We start from the raw sequence: 13,943 nt of genomic DNA on the forward strand, positions 1-13,943 counted from the left end.
CCCGGCAAGGAGGCCGCCCCTTACCAGCGCTCGAGGTGCAGGACCTCCTCGAGGGGCTGCCGCGCGGCCGGCTTGAACGTCTCGCCCGTGTAGAACGCCGTCGGGATCAGCGCCGCCTGGTGGACGTTCTTCGGCAGCCCCAGCACCTCCGCCGCCTCCTGCTCGTACGCCAGGTGCAACGTCGTCCACGCCGTCCCCAGCGTCACCGACCGGGCCGCCAGCATGTAGCTCCACACCGCCGGCAACAACGATGCCCACAGGCCCGCCTGGTTGCCCGCCGGGAGCTCAGCCGACGGCGTCTCCAGGCACGGCACCACCAGCACCGGCACGTCACCCATCCGGTCGGCCAGGTACTCGACGCTGCTGCCGACCCGCTGCTGCACCGCGGCCCGCGCCGGGTCGTCCGCGAACAGCTTCCCGGCCGCGCGGTCGGAAGCCAGGTACTCGCGGCACGCCCGGCCGTAGATGCTCCCGAGCGCCGCGCGCTGGTCCGCGTCCGTGACCACCAGCCACTGCCAGCGCTGGGTGTTCGAGCCGCTCGGCGCCTGCAGCGCCACCTGTACGCAGTGTTTCACCAGGTCGAGCGGCACGGGCCGGTCGAGGTCGAGCCGCTTGCGGACGGTCCTGGTGGTCGTCAGGAGCTCTTCGGGCGTCATCATCGGCCCATCATGCCGGGACTACCAGCGATCGTGCACGAGCGGACGCACCAGCTCGTCGTACGTCTCCCGCACGCCCGCCAACGCGTCCGAAGACAACGCCGGAAGCGAAGCCGCCGCGGTGTTCGCCGTGGCCTGGGAAGCGTTGCGCGCGCCCGGGATCACCGTGCTCACGCCCGGCTGGTCGATGATCCAGCGCAGCGCGAACTGCGCCACCGTCTGCCCCTCGGGCACCAGCCCGCGCAGCCGCTCGACCGCCTCCAGCCCGACCTCGTACGGCACGCCCGAGAACGTCTCGCCGACGTCGAACGCCTCGCCGTGGCGGTTGAAGTTCCGGTGGTCGTCCGCGGCGAACGTCGTCGAGGCCGTGTAGCGCCCGGACAGCAGGCCCGACGCCAGCGGCACCCGCGCGATGATCCCCGCGCCCGCCTCGGCCGCCGCGGGCAGCACCCGCTCCAAGGGCTTCAGCCGCAGGCAGTTCAGGATGATCTGCACCGAAGCGACGTTCGGCCGCGCCAACGCCGTCAGGGCTTCTTCACACGTCTCGACGCTCACGCCGTACGCCTTGATCCGGCCTTCGTCGACCATCGAGTCGAGCGCGTCGTACACCGCGTCGGACGAGTACACCGCGGTCGGCGGGCAGTGCAGCTGGACCAGGTCGATCGTGTCGACGCCGAGGTTGCGGCGCGAGCGGTCGTTCCACTCGCGGAAGTTCGCGGCGACGTAGTTCTCCGGCACCTGTTCGACCCGGCGGCCCATCTTGGTCGCCACGAACACACCGGAACGCGAAGCGGCGAACCGGCCCACCAGCCGCTCGCTGCGCCCGTCGCCGTAGACGTCCGCGGTGTCGAAGAAGGTGACGCCGGCGTCGGCCGCCGCGTGCAGCACCGCCAGTGCGTCCGTTTCGTCGACTTCGCCCCAGTCCGCGCCGAGCTGCCAGCAGCCGAGCCCGACGACGGACACCTCGCGGCCCAGCCGGGCGATCTTCCGGTTCTCCATGCCGCGATCCAAGCACACCTATGATCGGCGGTCATGGCCATGACATCGGGTCCGGACGGGCTCGGGACCCGGATGCGGCACGTCCTCGAAATCCTCGAGGGCGACGTCGCCCGGTTCCTCGCCGACATCGGCCTCGACGACTACCGCCCGCGGTACTCGGGGGTGGTGCGGGCGCTGCTCGCGCGCGGCCCGCTGGCCATCCGCGACCTCGCCGCCGAAATGGGCGTGACGCACTCGGCGGCCAGCCAGACCGTCGCGCAGATGAACCGCGCCGGGCTCGTCAGCCTCGAACCGGGCGCGGACGCCCGCCAGCGCATCGTGTCGCTCACCGAGAAGACGCGCGGCCTGCTGCCGCTCATCGAGGCGGAGTGGACGGCGACGACCGAGGCGTCGGAGGCGCTGGAAGCCGAGCTGCCCTACCCGTTGCGCGGGGTGCTCGCGGCGATCGTCGAGGCGCTGGACCGGAAGCCGTTCCGGCAGCGGATCGCGGAGACCGCCGCCGGGCGGGAGCTCCTGAAGCCCTGATCAGACACCGGGGATGCGGAAGACGGCCCAGACGAGCTTGCCGCCGGGGCAGCGCTCGAAGCCCCAGTCCTCCGACAGCGCCTGGACCAACACGAGCCCGCGGCTGCGCGCCTCGGCCGGCGACGGGGCCCGCAGCTCCGGCAGCAGCTGCCCGGCGTCGTACACGCGCAGGGCCAACCGCCCGTCGGCGTAGTCGAACTCCAGGCATCGCGGCCGTTCACCGTGCTCGAACGCGTTGGTGACCAGCTCGGACGTGGCCAGCAGGACGTCGTCCAGCTGCGCCTCGCGCAGGCCGGCCGCGAGCAGGGCCGAGCGCACCTCGTGCCGCGCCCGGGCCGGGGCCGTCACGTCGTCCGGGAGGGGCACCGTCAGCGGCGCGGCCTGAACAGCCGGGCGCTGCGGCAGCCTCGACGTCGTCATCGGTCCCCCTCCCAGTGAGTTCCGGTACCGTCCGCTTGGTACCCAAGCGGCTGAGCGGCTAATCAGGTGCCGTCGGCCAGCTCGGATTCGTCCAGGCCCGAACGCAGCTTCTTCAAGGTCGCGGCGAGCAACCGCGACACCTGCATCTGGGAGACCCCGACGCGGCGGGCGATGTCCGACTGGCTCATCCCGGACCCGAACCGCAGCGCGACGATCTTGCGCTCCCGCTCGGGCAAGCTCTCCAGCATCGGCCGCAGGGCCTCGCGCAGCTCGGCCTGGCCGAGCTCGGCGTCCGGCGCCCCGAACCGCGTGTGCGCGGCGTTCTCCAGCAGGTGGTCCAGCGAAGCGCCGTACCGGCCCTGACCGGCGCGAAGGCCCTCGTAGACGTCCTCGATCGGCACACCGAGCCGCGACGCGATTTCACTGGGCTTCGGCGCGCGCGAAAGCTGCACCGTGAGCTCCTCACGCGCGGCGGAGATGTTCGCGTTCAGCTCCTTGAGCCGCCGCGGCACCCGCACCGACCAGCTGTTGTCGCGGAAGTGGTGGCGCAGCTCCCCGGAGATCGTGGGGACGGCGAAGGCCAGGAAGTCCGTCCCCTGCTCGGGGTCGAACCGGTCGACGGCGTGGATCAGCCCGACCGTGGCGATCTGGACCAGGTCCTCCATCGCCTCGTCGCGGTTGCGGAACTTCCGGGCGAGGTTGCGCGCGAGCTCCAGGTGCGTGCGCACCAGCGTGTCGCGGATGCGCTCCCGCTCCGGGGAGTCCGCCGGCAGCCCGGCGAGTTGGGTGAACAGCGCGGCGACGTCGTCCCCGCTGCCCCCGGCGGGATCGGTCACGAGTCCGCCGCCTGGCTCTCCCGGACGAGGTCGACCCGGGACAGGTAGCGCCCGTCCTCCGGGGTCACCGTGCGCTCGGCCGACGTCGCGAGCGCGGTCAGCAGCTGCCACGACAGACCCGAGTCGTCTTCGTGGTCGGGCGTGTCCGAAAGCACCGACACCGAGACCTCGATGCGCGGCCCGCTCCACGAGAAGACACAGGTGAGCCGGCCGTCCGAGGCGGCGGGGAGCAGCAGTGAGCAGGCTTCGTCCACCGCCATCCGGAGGTCCTCGACGGCGTCGAGGTCGAAGTCCTGGCGCATGGCGATGTCCGCCACGATCGTGCGCAGCGTCGGCACGACGTGCGGGATCGCGGCCGTCCGCACCTCGATGACCTGCGCGCCTTCCGGGACGAGCGGGGCGTTGTCCTCCACGTTTGTTCCTTTCTCCGCACTCGCGCTCCAACGGGTCGCGGTGTCCTCTTCACGCCCGGTCGCGAGATGCCCGTGGGGTGAGCAAACCAAACCCGCGTTTGATCCGCTCCACCGGCGGGCATGTAGCGGTCGACATGCTCTTCCGGGGAAAGGCAGGGACGAGATGGCTGACGTCAGCCGGCTGCCCAACGTGGTTGCTGAAGAGTGGGAGTGGCAGCTGCGCGGTTCTTGCCGCGGTGCGGACAGCAGCCTGTTCTTCCACACGGACAACGAGCGGGGTTCCGCGCGCGAGCGGCGCGAGTCCCGGGCCAAGGCCATCTGCCAGACCTGCCCGGTGCTGGCGCAGTGCCGCCAGCACGCGATGACCGTGCAGGAGCCGTACGGCATCTGGGGTGGCCTCGGCGAGATCGAACGGCGGCAGCTGTTCCTCCGCCAGCGCAGGGCGGCGCGCAAGGCCGTCGGCGCGCACTGACCAGGCAGGATCCGATCACACGTGAACAGTGCGAGCGAAAGGGCGGCGGCCGTGGCGGGCTCGGTCGCATCCTGGGTTAGGGTTGGCCCCGGAGTTGCCTTTGACCGTGCCGGCGCGAGCTTCAGGAAGGCACGGTGACACGGTTGCCGCTTGAGACAGCAGGCGCGTACCCGGCGCAGGAGCAGCGCCTGACGAGGAGAAACTGCATGCCCGCAGCCGACCAGAACGCCACCCCGCCCGGGTTCGGCATCACGCTGGACACCGACGCGACGGAGCCCCGGGTGGTGGTCACCGGCGAGCTCGATCTGCTCACCAGCCCGCAGCTGCAGGAGGCCCTGGCGGGGCTGATCGCGGACAAGCGCGCGCAGCGGGTCGTGGCCGATCTGACCGGGGTGACCTTCTTCGATTCCTCCGCGCTGAACGTGGTGCTCCGCGCACAACGCCAGGCCGGCGAGCAGGAAGTCGAGCTCGAGGTCGTCCCGAGTCCCGCCGTGAGCCGCGTGATCGAGCTCACCGGCGTGGCCGAACACCTGAGCGTGTCGGAGGACCCCCAAGCCTGACCGCCCGCTACGGTTCCGCGGAGTGATTTTTCCGCGGTGACCTGGGGGCGGCACGATGATGGGGCGGACGCACGCCCTGACCGGCTGGTGCGCGGGCTTGGCCCTGGCGCCCGCGGTCGGGGCCGGTTCGGTGCACCAGGCGGTGGTCTTCGCGGCCACCACGGCGGGGTTCGCCCTGCTGCCCGACCTCGACCACCCCGGAGCGAGCGCGTCCCGGCTGCTCGGCTGGCTGACGGGCGCGTTGTCGTGGCTGCTTCGCCGCGTCTCGGCGGCGTTCTACGCGCTGACGAAAGGGCCTCGCGACGAGAAGGTGACGGGCCAGCACCGCCACCTGTCCCACACGGTCCTGTTCGCGGCCGGCGTGGGCGCGCTGACGTCGTGGGGTACCGAGGCCGGCGGTCCCTGGGCGGTCGTCGGCGTGGTGATCTTCGGCTTGATGCTGGCGGAAGGCGCGCTGGGCGACTGGCTGCTGCCGGTGAGCGGTTCCGCGGTGGCCTGGTGGTTCTTCACCGCGCCGCCCGACCGGGCCGGCGAGCTCGAGGCCATCACCGGCTGGCTGGGGATCGCGGTGGCCGCGGGCTGCCTGACCCACTGCCTGGGCGACGCGCTGACCGAGTCCGGCTGCCCGTTCCTCTTCCCGATCCCGATCGCCGGCGAGACCTGGTACGAGCTGGGACCCCCGAAGGCGCTGCGGTTCAAAACGGGCAAGAAGGTCGAGAAGCGGCTCATCTTCCCGGTGTTCGTGGTGGTCGGCGTGCTACTGGTGCCCGGCGTGTGGGATTGGTCGGTGAGCACGTTCGAGCGGCTGTTCATCCCGCCGGCGAGCCAGCAGGCGACCACGCCTTGATGCGTTCCGCCGCCGCGGCGGTGTCGGTGTAGTCGCGGGTGTGCGCGATCAGGCCGTCTTTGATCGTCATCACCATCACGTACGTGGCGACGAAGCTCTCGCCGCCCATTTCCTGGTGGAGGTCGAACTCGGCGACCAGCACCGCGGGGTCGGCGGTCTCGTGGACCACCACGTTGGCGGCTTTCGTGATCCGGCGTGCCTCGCCCGCGCGGCGGAACCGGCGGCGCAGTTCCTCGCGGCCGTGGGACACCCGCGGCGCGCCGGGCAGGGTGAACGGCATTTCGAGGGTGACGTCTTCGGCGTAGCAGTCGGCGAGGTCGTCCCAGCGGTTCTCGACGGAGGCGGCCAGGAAGCGATCGAAGACGGAACGCGCCGGGGACACGGTGCTGGGCATCGGAATTCTCCTGGAACACTGGACGTTGAATCGGAACGGTGCACCCGCTTACGACGATACGGAGCCTGCGTTCCGGTTGTCAACGAGGAGACGAACATGGAGAAGATGCGCGCGGACGCGCGGCGCAACCGGGCCAAGGTCCTGGCTGCCGCCGAAGAGGCGTTCGCCGCCGACGGGCTCGCCGTGCCGCTCGACGACATCGCGCGGCTGGCCGGTGTCGGCGCCGGCACCGTCTACCGGCACTTCCCCAGCAAGGAGGCGCTTTTCCAGGCCGTCGTCCTCGAGCGGATCGAGCAGTTCGCCGAGGAGGCCCGCGGGCTCGCCGCCGCCGACGACCCCGGTGAGGTCTTCCTCGACTACTTCGTCCGGGTCATCAAGCAGGCGTCGCTCAACCGGGCCATCTGCGACGCCCTCGCCGAGTCCGGCGGGCACGCCTTCAAGGCCGGCGCCGGCGACGACTTCCGCTCCGCGCTCGGCACACTGCTGAAGCGGGCGCAGGACGCCGGGACCGTCCGGCGCGACATCGACGGCGACGACCTGCGCGCGCTCATCGTCGGCTGCCTCGCCGTCGAGCGGTACTCGCCGGGCAGCCGGCACCTCGTCCGGATCGTCGTCGACGGGCTGCGGGCGTCAGCCGGGGAGAGCGACGTCGCGTAGCTGCGCCCGGCTGGCGACGCCGAGCTTCGGGAACAGCTTGTACAGGTGGTACCCGACGGTCCGCGGGCTGAGGAACAGCCGCGCGCCGATCTCGCGGTTGGACAGCCCGGCCGCGGCCAGCTCCGCGACCTGACGCTCCTGCGCGGTCAGCTGCCCGGTGCCCGGCGCGGACGACCCGGCCGCGCGCAGTTCCCCGCCGGCAGTGGCGGCCCACTCGGCCGCGCCGAGGCTTTCGAACGTCTCCAACGCCGCCCGCAGCTCGACCTTCGCCTCGGTGATCCGCCGCTCCCGCCGCAGCCGCCGGCCCAGCCGAAGCCGGCCCCGCGCCTGCTCGAACGGCAGATCGGGAACGGTCACCCACTCCGACACCGCTTCGGCGCGGTCGAGCGTGGCCGCCGCGTCGACGTCCCGGTGGCCGAGCGCCGAAAGCCGTTCCGCCGCTTCGGTGAGCTCGCCGCGCGAGAGGTGCAGCGCGCCCAAGGCCCACCGGGCGTGGGCCGCCGCGAGCGCGTTGTCCTGGGCGGGCGCGTCGCGCAGCACGAGGCCCGCGTACCGGCGACACTCGGGGCCGTCGCCGCGCAGAGCCGCGAGACGCGCCAAAACGGCGTGGGCGTCGGCCACCGTCACGCGCTGTTCGGCCGCGGTTCGCAGCGCTTCTTCCGCGTGCGCCTGGGCGTCGGCCCAGCGGCCCAGGTCCAGTTCGAGCTCGGCCAGCCAGACCAGCAGGACTGCGTAGAGGGCGAGGATTCCGTTGGCGCGCAAACGCTCCGCGGCGACGAGCCCGAACTCCCGCGTCGCCTGCCGGTGCGGGCCGCGGCGGCTGATCGCCATCGTGACGAGCCAGCGGTGCGCGTGCCGCTCGGTGAGCGTCTCCGGCACGGCGTCGACGATCTGCCACGGGTCCGGCGTCTCCCCCTCGCCGACGAGCAGTTCGGCCAGGACGTGGAAGCCGGGTTCGCACGGCAGCGTGCGGATCCGCCCCGCCAGCGCGACGACGTCGTCCCAGCGGTCGCGGTGGTGGGCGGCGTCGATGGCGAGGAACAGCAGCCGGGCGGCGTGGCTGGGATCGGTCTGGCCGGCGACGGCGGTCAGGTGCTCCTGCGCGGCGGCGAGGTTCCCGCTGTAGAGCTCGATGAGCCCGCGCAGCCGCCCGGTGAACGGCCGCGCGACGGGCTCGCGCACCTCCGCGGCCATGACTTCGAGCAGCCGCCGGGCCCGCGCGGGATCACCGGCTTTCCACGCGGTGTGGGCGGCTTCGCAAAGGCCGTGGGCCCGCGCGGTCTCGTCCATGCTTCGAAGCTAGGGGTGCCCGGCTGAGACGCCGTTCAGGTCCCGCAGCTGCCGCAGCGGCGACCAGAGCAGGATCGCGGCCGACGCGAGCACCCCGGCCGCCGCGATGTGCAGGGTCACCCGCATCCCGAACGCGCTCGCCAGCGCGCCGCCGAGCAGGCTGCCGAGCGGGACGGCGCCGAAGACCAGCGTGTGCGTGATCGAGTTGACCCGGCCCAGCAGCTCCGGCGGCGCGGCGGCTTGCTGGTAGCTCATGCCGAACACGTTCAGCACGATGACGCCGAAGCAGGCGAAGAACCCGGCGACGACGTAGCAGGTGAGCCCCCAGCCGGGCCCGGTGAACGGGTAGAGCTGGTAGGCCAGGCCGTACAGCACGGCCGCGCCCCAGAGCGCCCGCGCGCCGCCGATGCGCGCGCCGATCCGCCGCGCGGTGAGCCCGGCGGTGAGGGCGCCGGCCAGCGTGACCGTGCCGAGCAGCCCGATCGCCCACGCCGACAGGCCGACGTCGCGGGCGAGGAACACGACGACGATGGCCAGGTGCACCGACTGGAAGAAGCTCGACACGGCACCGTGCACGCTGACGGCCAGCAGGATCCGGTCGCCGCGGACGACCCGGAGGCCGTCGCCGATCTCGCGGAGCAGCCGCCGTGGCCGGGGTTCGGGCCGCAGGTCGGGCGTTTCGATCCGGCGCAGCCACAGGGCGGACCACAGGTAGCTGACGGCGTCGACGGCCAGGGCCGCGGCGATACCGAGCGCCTGCACCACCAGCCCGGCGACCGGGATCGGCGCGAGCAGCAGCGGCGGCCGATGTCGGCGGCGATCAGCACCGGGCGATGGCGCATCCGGGCATCCGCGCGCCGACCTGCAGGCCGAGCACCAGGTACGGCCGGTTCTCCCCTTCAGCAAGAGCGCGACCTCGAAGACCGACGCGCCGAGCTGTCCACAGCCTTGCCGTGATGTGGACAGCTGAGCCGTCCGAAGCCCGCTCGCCCGGTTTTGTCGGCCTGGGGCGATAAACTGGGACCGGGGACGCCCCCCAAGGGAAGGGCGGGGGCCGCCGTGGTCCCAGGTCGCCACCCGCCGCAGCTGCGTCGGCAGCGTAGTGACTGCGAGCAGCGGCACCGCCAGCACGTCGACTCGGCTCCCGAGCTGGCTCACCAGGTCGGCGAGCCACAGCCGGCGGAAGTCGCGGTTCCCCAGTACCCCCATGATCCCAACGTGGCACGCTGAACAAAGTTGAGTCAAGCCGACTCAAGGTGCACGTTCGGTAACACCAGCTAAGATCAACGCGAGTTATTCCTCGTACCTGCGCTGCGCGTGGCGAGGGGGTGCCCGGATGAACGGCCGACCTACCTGGGGCTCCGCCGCGGTCACCGGGCTGGCGGGGTTCTCCGCCGGACTGCTGGTCGCCGCGCTGCTCATCGCCGGGCGGGCCGCTCCCAAGCCCGTCGACCTCACCACTCCGCCACCCACCACCGTGTCCGCCCGGCCCGTCACCGTGACGGCGTCCGTGCCGCCCTCCACCGTCACCTCGGTGGAGACTTCGCCGCCGACCACGACGACGAGCGTCGTCGAGGTGACCGTGACGCCGTCGACCACGGCCACCTCCACCACGGCAACCTCGCCCGCTCTTCCGCTGACCAGCGGGTGGCGTGACTGACCCGTGCAACCCGCGCGCCCGGAACTGACGTCCAGACCGCATGCGAAGGATTCCGTGGATCGCGGTGCTGCTCGTCGCCGGCTGCGGCCAGGCGGGCAGCGGCGGGGTGGCCTGCCCGGACATCGGCACCCGGGTCGGCATCGGCCTCAGCGTCCCGGACCCCGCCGGCGTCACCCGCGCGACGCTCGACGCCTGCTGGGGCGACCAGTGCGTCACCCGCCCGGTCGACCTGCAGCCGGAGACGGCCGCCGGACCGACGTCCTGCGCCGGGACCGGCCCGGACGCCGCCTGCGGCGCCGCGATGGTCCCGACCGGCGGCCTCCAGGGCTTCGCCGACATCCCCGGCCTGCCCGCCGAGCCGGTCGAGGTCACCGTCCGGTTCGACGACGGCCGCCCGCACACCGTCACCGTCACGCCCGGCTTCCTGCACCCCGGCGGACCCGCCTGCGGGCCGGGCGGGCCGCAGGCCCAGCTCGTGGCCGGTCCCGGCCACGAGCTGAAACCGCGTTAGCCGACGTCGCGGCGGCGCCAGCCCACCAGGCCGGCCACGAGCGCGACGATCGCGACCGCCATCAGCCAGACCAGCGGTGTCGCGACCAGCTCCTGGCCGGGGAGCTTCGGCGGGTGCTGGAACGGCGACACGTCGAGCACCGCCTGCGGCAGGTTGACGACCGGGCCGAACAGGCTCAGCAGCAGCGCCAGCGCACCCACCGCCCACGCGGCGGCCGAGAACCCCGGTACCAGCCCGAAGATCGTCACCGCCAGCGCGACGACCACCCAGGCCGCCGGCAGCTGGACGAGCATCCCGGCGAGCGCGTCGCCGACCGAGCCGCCGACGTCGCCGGTGCGCAACCCGTTGGCCAGCCCCATGAACAGGCCGCCGGCGAGCAGCAGCAACGCCGTCCCGAAGAACGCGAACACCAGGTGCCCGCCCGCCCAGCGCAGCTTGCCGACGCTCGTGGCCAGCACCGGCTCGAGCCGGATCGCCGTCTCCTCGCCGCGCATCCGCAGCACGGCCTGGACCCCGTACAGCGACGCGACCATGGCGAACATCCCGGCCATCGCCGCGAGGAACGCCTGCGTCAGCGCGTGGCTGCCGCCGAGCCGTTCGAAGATCTGCTGCGCCTGCGGGCTCGACCCGACCAGGTCGCCGATGCCGCTGGCGATCGAGCCGAACACCGCGCCGACCACGGCCGTGCCGATCGTCCAGCCGAGCAGCGGGCCGCGGTGCAGCCGCCAGGCCAGCGCCAGCGGCGACCGCAGGCTCGCCGCCGCGCGCGCCGGGCCCGGCCGCGGCGGCAGGATGCCGACGCCGACGTCACGGCGGGGAAGCAGCCAGTACCCGGCCGCGCCCACCACCAGCGCGAACGCCACCGGCAGCAGGAGCACCCACCAGCGTTCGCCGGCGAACGGGCGGACCTGCTGCACCCAGCCGATCGGCGACAGCCACGACAGCCAGCGGGCGTCCACAGTGGAATCACCCGCGCCGCGCAGCAGGAACGCCGCGCCGACCACGGCGGTGCCGATGCCGTTGGCCGTGCGGGAGTACTCGGCGAGCTGGACGGCGACCGCCGCCACCGCCGTGAACCCCAGCCCGGCCAACGCTTCCGCCGCGCCGAAGGCGACCGAACCGGCGGCGGGCAGGCCGGCGCCGATCATGCTGACCGCCTGGACGACCCCGATCAGCACGCTCGCGCCGCCCGCCACCAGCAGCGCCGACGTCAGCGCCGCGTACCGGCCGACGACCGCGGACGCGAGCAGCTCCGCGCGGCCCGTGTCCTCCTCCGCGCGGGTGTGCCGGGTGACCGTGAAGACCACCATCAACCCGGTGAGCAACGCGAGGAACCCGCACATGCGCCAGGCGATGAACCCGCCGGCGGTGGTCAGGTCGAACGGCGGCCCGTAGAGCAGCGCGTACGACGGGTTGGTGTTCGCGCCGGCCTGCAGGGCCAGCCGGTCGGCGACCGTCGGGTAGAACTGCGTGAACGTGTTGACCGTGCTGGCCGGGACGATGCTCAGCAGCACGATCCAGATCGGCAGCACGACGCGGTCGCGGCGCAGCGCGAGCCGGGTGAGGTGCCAGGTGCCCGCGAGCTCGTGGGCGGGCGCGGCCTCGGCTTCCGCGCGCGAGAGGGTCGCGGTCATTTCGCGCTCGCCTCGGTCGTGTAGTGCCGCAGGAACAGCTCTTCCAGCGTCGGCGGCTGGCTGACCAGGCTCCGGACGCCGACTTCGGTGAGCTGGCGCAGGGCTTCGTCGAGCGAGCGCGTCTCGACGTCGAAGCGGACGCGGTTGCCCTCGACCTTGAGGTCGTGGATGTTGGCCAGCTTCGTCAGCCCGTTCGGCGGGCCGGCCAGCTCGGCGGTGATCGACGTCCGCGTCAGGTGGCGCAGCTCGGCGAGGGTGCCGGACTCGACCGTCTTGCCGTTGCGGATGATGCTGACCTTGTCGCACAGCGCCTCGACCTCGGCGAGGATGTGGCTGGAGAGCAGCACGGTCCGGCCCTGCTCGCGCTCCTCCTGGATGGCGTACTGGAACGTCGCCTCCATCAGCGGGTCGAGGCCGGACGTCGGCTCGTCGAGGATCAGCAGGTCGACCCGTGACGCGAGCGCCGCGACGATGGCGACCTTCTGCCGGTTGCCCTTCGAGTACGTCCGCCCCTTCTTCTTCGGGTCGAGGTCGAACCGCTCGATGAGGTCGGCGCGGCGCTTCTCGTCGAGCCCGCCGCGCAGGCGGCCGAGCAGGTCGATCACCTCGCCGCCGGAGAGGTTGGGCCAGAGGTTGACGTCGCCGGGCACGTAGGCCAGGCGGCGGTGCAGGCTCGCCGCGTCCTTCCAGGGATCGCCGCCGAGCAGGCGGACGTCCCCGGAGTCGGCGTGGAGCAGCCCGAGCAGGACCCGGACGGTGGTCGACTTCCCGGCGCCGTTCGGGCCGAGGAACCCGTGTACTTCCCCAGTAGGTACCTGCAGATCAAGGCCGTCCAGGGCCTTTGTCCGGCCGAACGACTTGTGGAGGCCGGAGATCGCGATGGCGTTTTCCATGCTTCGGAAGCTACACTGGTTTCACAAAGTTGTGAAGTTAAGAAAATGTCTAGATGGAGTGATCTTGCTGGGACGGTGCGGAAGGATGGGCCGATGACGACGCCTGACACGAAAAGAGATGAAGACGCCGTCCGCCGGTACGTCGAGAGCCTCGCGCTCGTGCTTTCGCAGATCGGGATGCAGCGCATGGCCGCGCGGGTGTTCGCCGCGCTGATGACCACCGACGAAGGCCGCCTGACCGCCGCCGACCTGGCTTCCCAGCTGTCGGTCAGCCCGGCCGCGATCTCGGGCGCGGTCCGCTTCCTCGAACAGATCGGCCTGGTCGCCAAGGAGCGCGAGCCCGGCGAGCGCCGCGACCACTACCGCCTCTACGACGACCTCTGGTACGCCACGTTCCTCAAGCGCGACCGCATGATCATCATGTGGCGCGACGCGGCCGAGAACGGCATCGAAGCGCTCGGCGAGGACTCGCCGGCGGGGGCGCGGCTCGCCGAGATGCGGGACTTCCTGTCGTTCATGCTGGTCGAGCTCAACGGCATGTACGAGCGCTGGCACAAGCTCCGCGAGGAGAAGAACGCCTAGAGTGCCGCGAGCAGCGTGTCCGCGAGCCGGTCGGCCAGGTCGGCCGGCTCGCTCTCGTCGAAGGTGGCCAGGAACGCCTGCTGGAAGCACGCGCCGAGGAGCAGAGCCGCGGTCGCCTCGACGTCGGTCTCCGGCTTGATCCGGCCCAGGGCCACCTCGGCACGCAGGTAGTCCTCAATGCCTTTCAGCGGGATGCGCGGCCCGGCGCCGCCCACCCGGTCCCGGTGCGAGCGCAGCAGCTCCCGGGACGAGAACATCGAGATGGCGATCGGGAAGCTGTCGGTGTAGAACGCCAGGCCGAGCCGCGCGACGCGGACGAGGTTGTCCCGCAGCGGCGCCCGGCCGGGGTCGGCGGTCAGCTCGGCCAACGTGGCGCCCAGTGCGGGCAGCTCGTCGGAGAGCACGCTGAGGAACAGGTCGGTCTTGTCCCGGAAGTGCTTGTAGAGCATCGCCTCCGAGTAGCCCGCGGTCTGCGCGATGACCTTGGTGGTCGCGTGGGCGTAGCCCTGCTCGCGCATCACCTTCGCGGCCGCGGCGACGATCTCCTCACGGCTTCCCATGGGTGGCTCCCTGAGTGCGTTCTCAGCGTGGTTA

General features: G+C 72.2%; 19 protein-coding genes. 8 read left to right on the forward strand and 11 right to left on the reverse strand.

The features are described from left to right. Window positions 1–20 precede the first annotated feature (20 nt). On the reverse strand, window positions 21–659 hold the full coding sequence (locus ACERZO_RS28630; RefSeq protein ID WP_372667845.1) for a nitroreductase family protein: 639 nt from the start codon (window positions 657–659) through the stop codon (window positions 21–23). Between the two features lie 18 nt (window positions 660–677). Continuing rightward, complete coding sequence (locus ACERZO_RS28635) at window positions 678–1,655, reverse strand: aldo/keto reductase (protein WP_372667846.1); 978 nt, start codon at window positions 1,653–1,655, stop codon at window positions 678–680. Window positions 1,656–1,688: 33 nt separating this feature from the next. On the opposite strand from ACERZO_RS28635, the gene ACERZO_RS28640 reads away from it, so the two are divergent. After that, window positions 1,689–2,180, forward strand: a complete 492-nt coding sequence (locus ACERZO_RS28640; protein WP_372667847.1) for a MarR family winged helix-turn-helix transcriptional regulator — start codon at window positions 1,689–1,691, stop codon at window positions 2,178–2,180. Here ACERZO_RS28640 and ACERZO_RS28645 read toward each other — a convergent pair whose 3' ends face one another. From ACERZO_RS28645 to ACERZO_RS28655, 3 genes are all read right to left on the reverse strand, one after another. After that, complete coding sequence (locus ACERZO_RS28645; protein ID WP_372667848.1) at window positions 2,181–2,600, reverse strand: ATP-binding protein; 420 nt, start codon at window positions 2,598–2,600, stop codon at window positions 2,181–2,183. Window positions 2,601–2,662: 62 nt separating this feature from the next. Beyond that, window positions 2,663–3,436 carry a SigB/SigF/SigG family RNA polymerase sigma factor gene (locus tag ACERZO_RS28650; protein WP_372667849.1) on the reverse strand — a complete coding sequence of 258 codons (774 nt, stop codon included), beginning with the start codon at window positions 3,434–3,436 and terminating at the stop codon, window positions 2,663–2,665. After that, window positions 3,433–3,849 (reverse strand): anti-sigma factor, encoded by a 417-nt coding sequence (locus ACERZO_RS28655; protein ID WP_086673552.1) that lies wholly within the window; start codon window positions 3,847–3,849, stop codon window positions 3,433–3,435. The genes ACERZO_RS28650 and ACERZO_RS28655 overlap by 4 nt, the downstream gene beginning before the upstream one ends. A 163-nt stretch (window positions 3,850–4,012) precedes the next feature. Here ACERZO_RS28655 and ACERZO_RS28660 point away from each other — a divergent pair, with 163 nt between their 5' ends. From ACERZO_RS28660 to ACERZO_RS28670, 3 genes are all read left to right on the forward strand, one after another. Further along, window positions 4,013–4,321, forward strand: coding sequence for a WhiB family transcriptional regulator (locus ACERZO_RS28660; RefSeq protein ID WP_372667850.1), 309 nt, complete (start codon window positions 4,013–4,015; stop codon window positions 4,319–4,321). Window positions 4,322–4,527: 206 nt separating this feature from the next. Then, entirely contained in the window at window positions 4,528–4,881 is a 354-nt protein-coding gene (locus tag ACERZO_RS28665; RefSeq protein WP_086673555.1) for an STAS domain-containing protein, read from the forward strand. A 58-nt stretch (window positions 4,882–4,939) separates the two neighbouring features. Further along, on the forward strand, window positions 4,940–5,728 hold the full coding sequence (locus ACERZO_RS28670; RefSeq protein ID WP_372667912.1) for a metal-dependent hydrolase: 789 nt from the start codon (window positions 4,940–4,942) through the stop codon (window positions 5,726–5,728). Here ACERZO_RS28670 and ACERZO_RS28675 read toward each other — a convergent pair. Then, window positions 5,691–6,122, reverse strand: a complete 432-nt coding sequence (locus ACERZO_RS28675) for a nuclear transport factor 2 family protein (RefSeq protein ID WP_372667851.1) — start codon at window positions 6,120–6,122, stop codon at window positions 5,691–5,693. The two genes, ACERZO_RS28670 and ACERZO_RS28675, sit on opposite strands and share 38 nt — an antisense overlap. A 96-nt stretch (window positions 6,123–6,218) precedes the next feature. On the opposite strand from ACERZO_RS28675, the gene ACERZO_RS28680 reads away from it, so the two are divergent. Next, entirely contained in the window at window positions 6,219–6,779 is a 561-nt protein-coding gene (locus tag ACERZO_RS28680; protein WP_372667852.1) for a TetR/AcrR family transcriptional regulator, read from the forward strand. Here ACERZO_RS28680 and ACERZO_RS28685 read toward each other — a convergent pair. After that, window positions 6,753–8,069 carry a LuxR C-terminal-related transcriptional regulator gene (locus ACERZO_RS28685; RefSeq protein WP_372667853.1) on the reverse strand — a complete coding sequence of 439 codons (1,317 nt, stop codon included), beginning with the start codon at window positions 8,067–8,069 and terminating at the stop codon, window positions 6,753–6,755. The genes ACERZO_RS28680 and ACERZO_RS28685 overlap by 27 nt on opposite strands. A 9-nt stretch (window positions 8,070–8,078) precedes the next feature. Then, complete coding sequence (locus tag ACERZO_RS28690) at window positions 8,079–9,278, reverse strand: MFS transporter (protein ID WP_372667854.1); 1,200 nt, start codon at window positions 9,276–9,278, stop codon at window positions 8,079–8,081. Window positions 9,279–9,405: 127 nt separating this feature from the next. On the opposite strand from ACERZO_RS28690, the gene ACERZO_RS28695 reads away from it, so the two are divergent. Next, window positions 9,406–9,729, forward strand: coding sequence for a hypothetical protein (locus ACERZO_RS28695; protein ID WP_372667855.1), 324 nt, complete (start codon window positions 9,406–9,408; stop codon window positions 9,727–9,729). Window positions 9,730–9,769: 40 nt separating this feature from the next. Then, the gene (locus tag ACERZO_RS28700) at window positions 9,770–10,240 is read left to right on the forward strand and encodes a hypothetical protein (protein WP_372667856.1); all 471 of its coding nucleotides are present in this window, start codon (window positions 9,770–9,772) and stop codon (window positions 10,238–10,240) included. On the opposite strand, the gene ACERZO_RS28705 is transcribed toward ACERZO_RS28700, so the two are convergent. After that, window positions 10,237–11,874: an ABC transporter permease gene (locus ACERZO_RS28705; RefSeq protein ID WP_372667857.1), complete on the reverse strand. Its 1,638-nt coding sequence runs from the start codon at window positions 11,872–11,874 to the stop codon at window positions 10,237–10,239. The genes ACERZO_RS28700 and ACERZO_RS28705 overlap by 4 nt on opposite strands. Continuing rightward, window positions 11,871–12,767 carry an ABC transporter ATP-binding protein gene (locus tag ACERZO_RS28710; RefSeq protein WP_372667858.1) on the reverse strand — a complete coding sequence of 299 codons (897 nt, stop codon included), beginning with the start codon at window positions 12,765–12,767 and terminating at the stop codon, window positions 11,871–11,873. Before ACERZO_RS28710 ends, ACERZO_RS28705 begins: the two co-directional genes overlap by 4 nt. Window positions 12,768–12,860: 93 nt before the next feature. Here ACERZO_RS28710 and ACERZO_RS28715 point away from each other — a divergent pair, with 93 nt between their 5' ends. Further along, a complete protein-coding gene (locus tag ACERZO_RS28715; protein ID WP_372667859.1) occupies window positions 12,861–13,349 on the forward strand; it encodes a GbsR/MarR family transcriptional regulator in 489 nt (162 codons plus the stop codon). Here ACERZO_RS28715 and ACERZO_RS28720 read toward each other — a convergent pair. Next, window positions 13,346–13,909, reverse strand: a complete 564-nt coding sequence (locus ACERZO_RS28720) for a TetR/AcrR family transcriptional regulator (RefSeq protein WP_372667860.1) — start codon at window positions 13,907–13,909, stop codon at window positions 13,346–13,348. The two genes, ACERZO_RS28715 and ACERZO_RS28720, sit on opposite strands and share 4 nt — an antisense overlap. Between the last annotated feature and the right edge of the window lie 34 nt (window positions 13,910–13,943).

This window comes from Amycolatopsis kentuckyensis (assembly GCF_041679295.1).
In the GTDB taxonomy this organism is placed as follows: domain Bacteria; phylum Actinomycetota; class Actinomycetes; order Mycobacteriales; family Pseudonocardiaceae; genus Amycolatopsis; species Amycolatopsis kentuckyensis_A.

What these genes read in the sequence shown, in the direction of transcription:
- ACERZO_RS28720 (WP_372667860.1), bottom strand. Translation starts at nt 13,909, where the DNA reads ATGGGAAGCCGTGAGGAGATCGTCGCCGCGGCCGCGAAGGTGATGCGC.
- ACERZO_RS28670 (WP_372667912.1), top strand. Translation starts at nt 4,940, where the DNA reads ATGGGGCGGACGCACGCCCTGACCGGCTGGTGCGCGGGCTTGGCCCTG.
- ACERZO_RS28640 (WP_372667847.1), top strand. Translation starts at nt 1,689, where the DNA reads ATGGCCATGACATCGGGTCCGGACGGGCTCGGGACCCGGATGCGGCAC.
- ACERZO_RS28715 (WP_372667859.1), top strand. Translation starts at nt 12,861, where the DNA reads ATGACGACGCCTGACACGAAAAGAGATGAAGACGCCGTCCGCCGGTAC.
- ACERZO_RS28690 (WP_372667854.1), bottom strand. Translation starts at nt 9,278, where the DNA reads ATGGGGGTACTGGGGAACCGCGACTTCCGCCGGCTGTGGCTCGCCGAC.
- ACERZO_RS28710 (WP_372667858.1), bottom strand. Translation starts at nt 12,767, where the DNA reads ATGGAAAACGCCATCGCGATCTCCGGCCTCCACAAGTCGTTCGGCCGG.
- ACERZO_RS28705 (WP_372667857.1), bottom strand. Translation starts at nt 11,874, where the DNA reads ATGACCGCGACCCTCTCGCGCGCGGAAGCCGAGGCCGCGCCCGCCCAC.
- ACERZO_RS28680 (WP_372667852.1), top strand. Translation starts at nt 6,219, where the DNA reads ATGGAGAAGATGCGCGCGGACGCGCGGCGCAACCGGGCCAAGGTCCTG.
- ACERZO_RS28675 (WP_372667851.1), bottom strand. Translation starts at nt 6,122, where the DNA reads ATGCCCAGCACCGTGTCCCCGGCGCGTTCCGTCTTCGATCGCTTCCTG.
- ACERZO_RS28630 (WP_372667845.1), bottom strand. Translation starts at nt 659, where the DNA reads ATGATGACGCCCGAAGAGCTCCTGACGACCACCAGGACCGTCCGCAAG.
- ACERZO_RS28665 (WP_086673555.1), top strand. Translation starts at nt 4,528, where the DNA reads ATGCCCGCAGCCGACCAGAACGCCACCCCGCCCGGGTTCGGCATCACG.
- ACERZO_RS28635 (WP_372667846.1), bottom strand. Translation starts at nt 1,655, where the DNA reads ATGGAGAACCGGAAGATCGCCCGGCTGGGCCGCGAGGTGTCCGTCGTC.
- ACERZO_RS28645 (WP_372667848.1), bottom strand. Translation starts at nt 2,600, where the DNA reads ATGACGACGTCGAGGCTGCCGCAGCGCCCGGCTGTTCAGGCCGCGCCG.
- ACERZO_RS28685 (WP_372667853.1), bottom strand. Translation starts at nt 8,069, where the DNA reads ATGGACGAGACCGCGCGGGCCCACGGCCTTTGCGAAGCCGCCCACACC.
- ACERZO_RS28660 (WP_372667850.1), top strand. Translation starts at nt 4,013, where the DNA reads ATGGCTGACGTCAGCCGGCTGCCCAACGTGGTTGCTGAAGAGTGGGAG.
- ACERZO_RS28700 (WP_372667856.1), top strand. Translation starts at nt 9,770, where the DNA reads ATGCGAAGGATTCCGTGGATCGCGGTGCTGCTCGTCGCCGGCTGCGGC.
- ACERZO_RS28695 (WP_372667855.1), top strand. Translation starts at nt 9,406, where the DNA reads ATGAACGGCCGACCTACCTGGGGCTCCGCCGCGGTCACCGGGCTGGCG.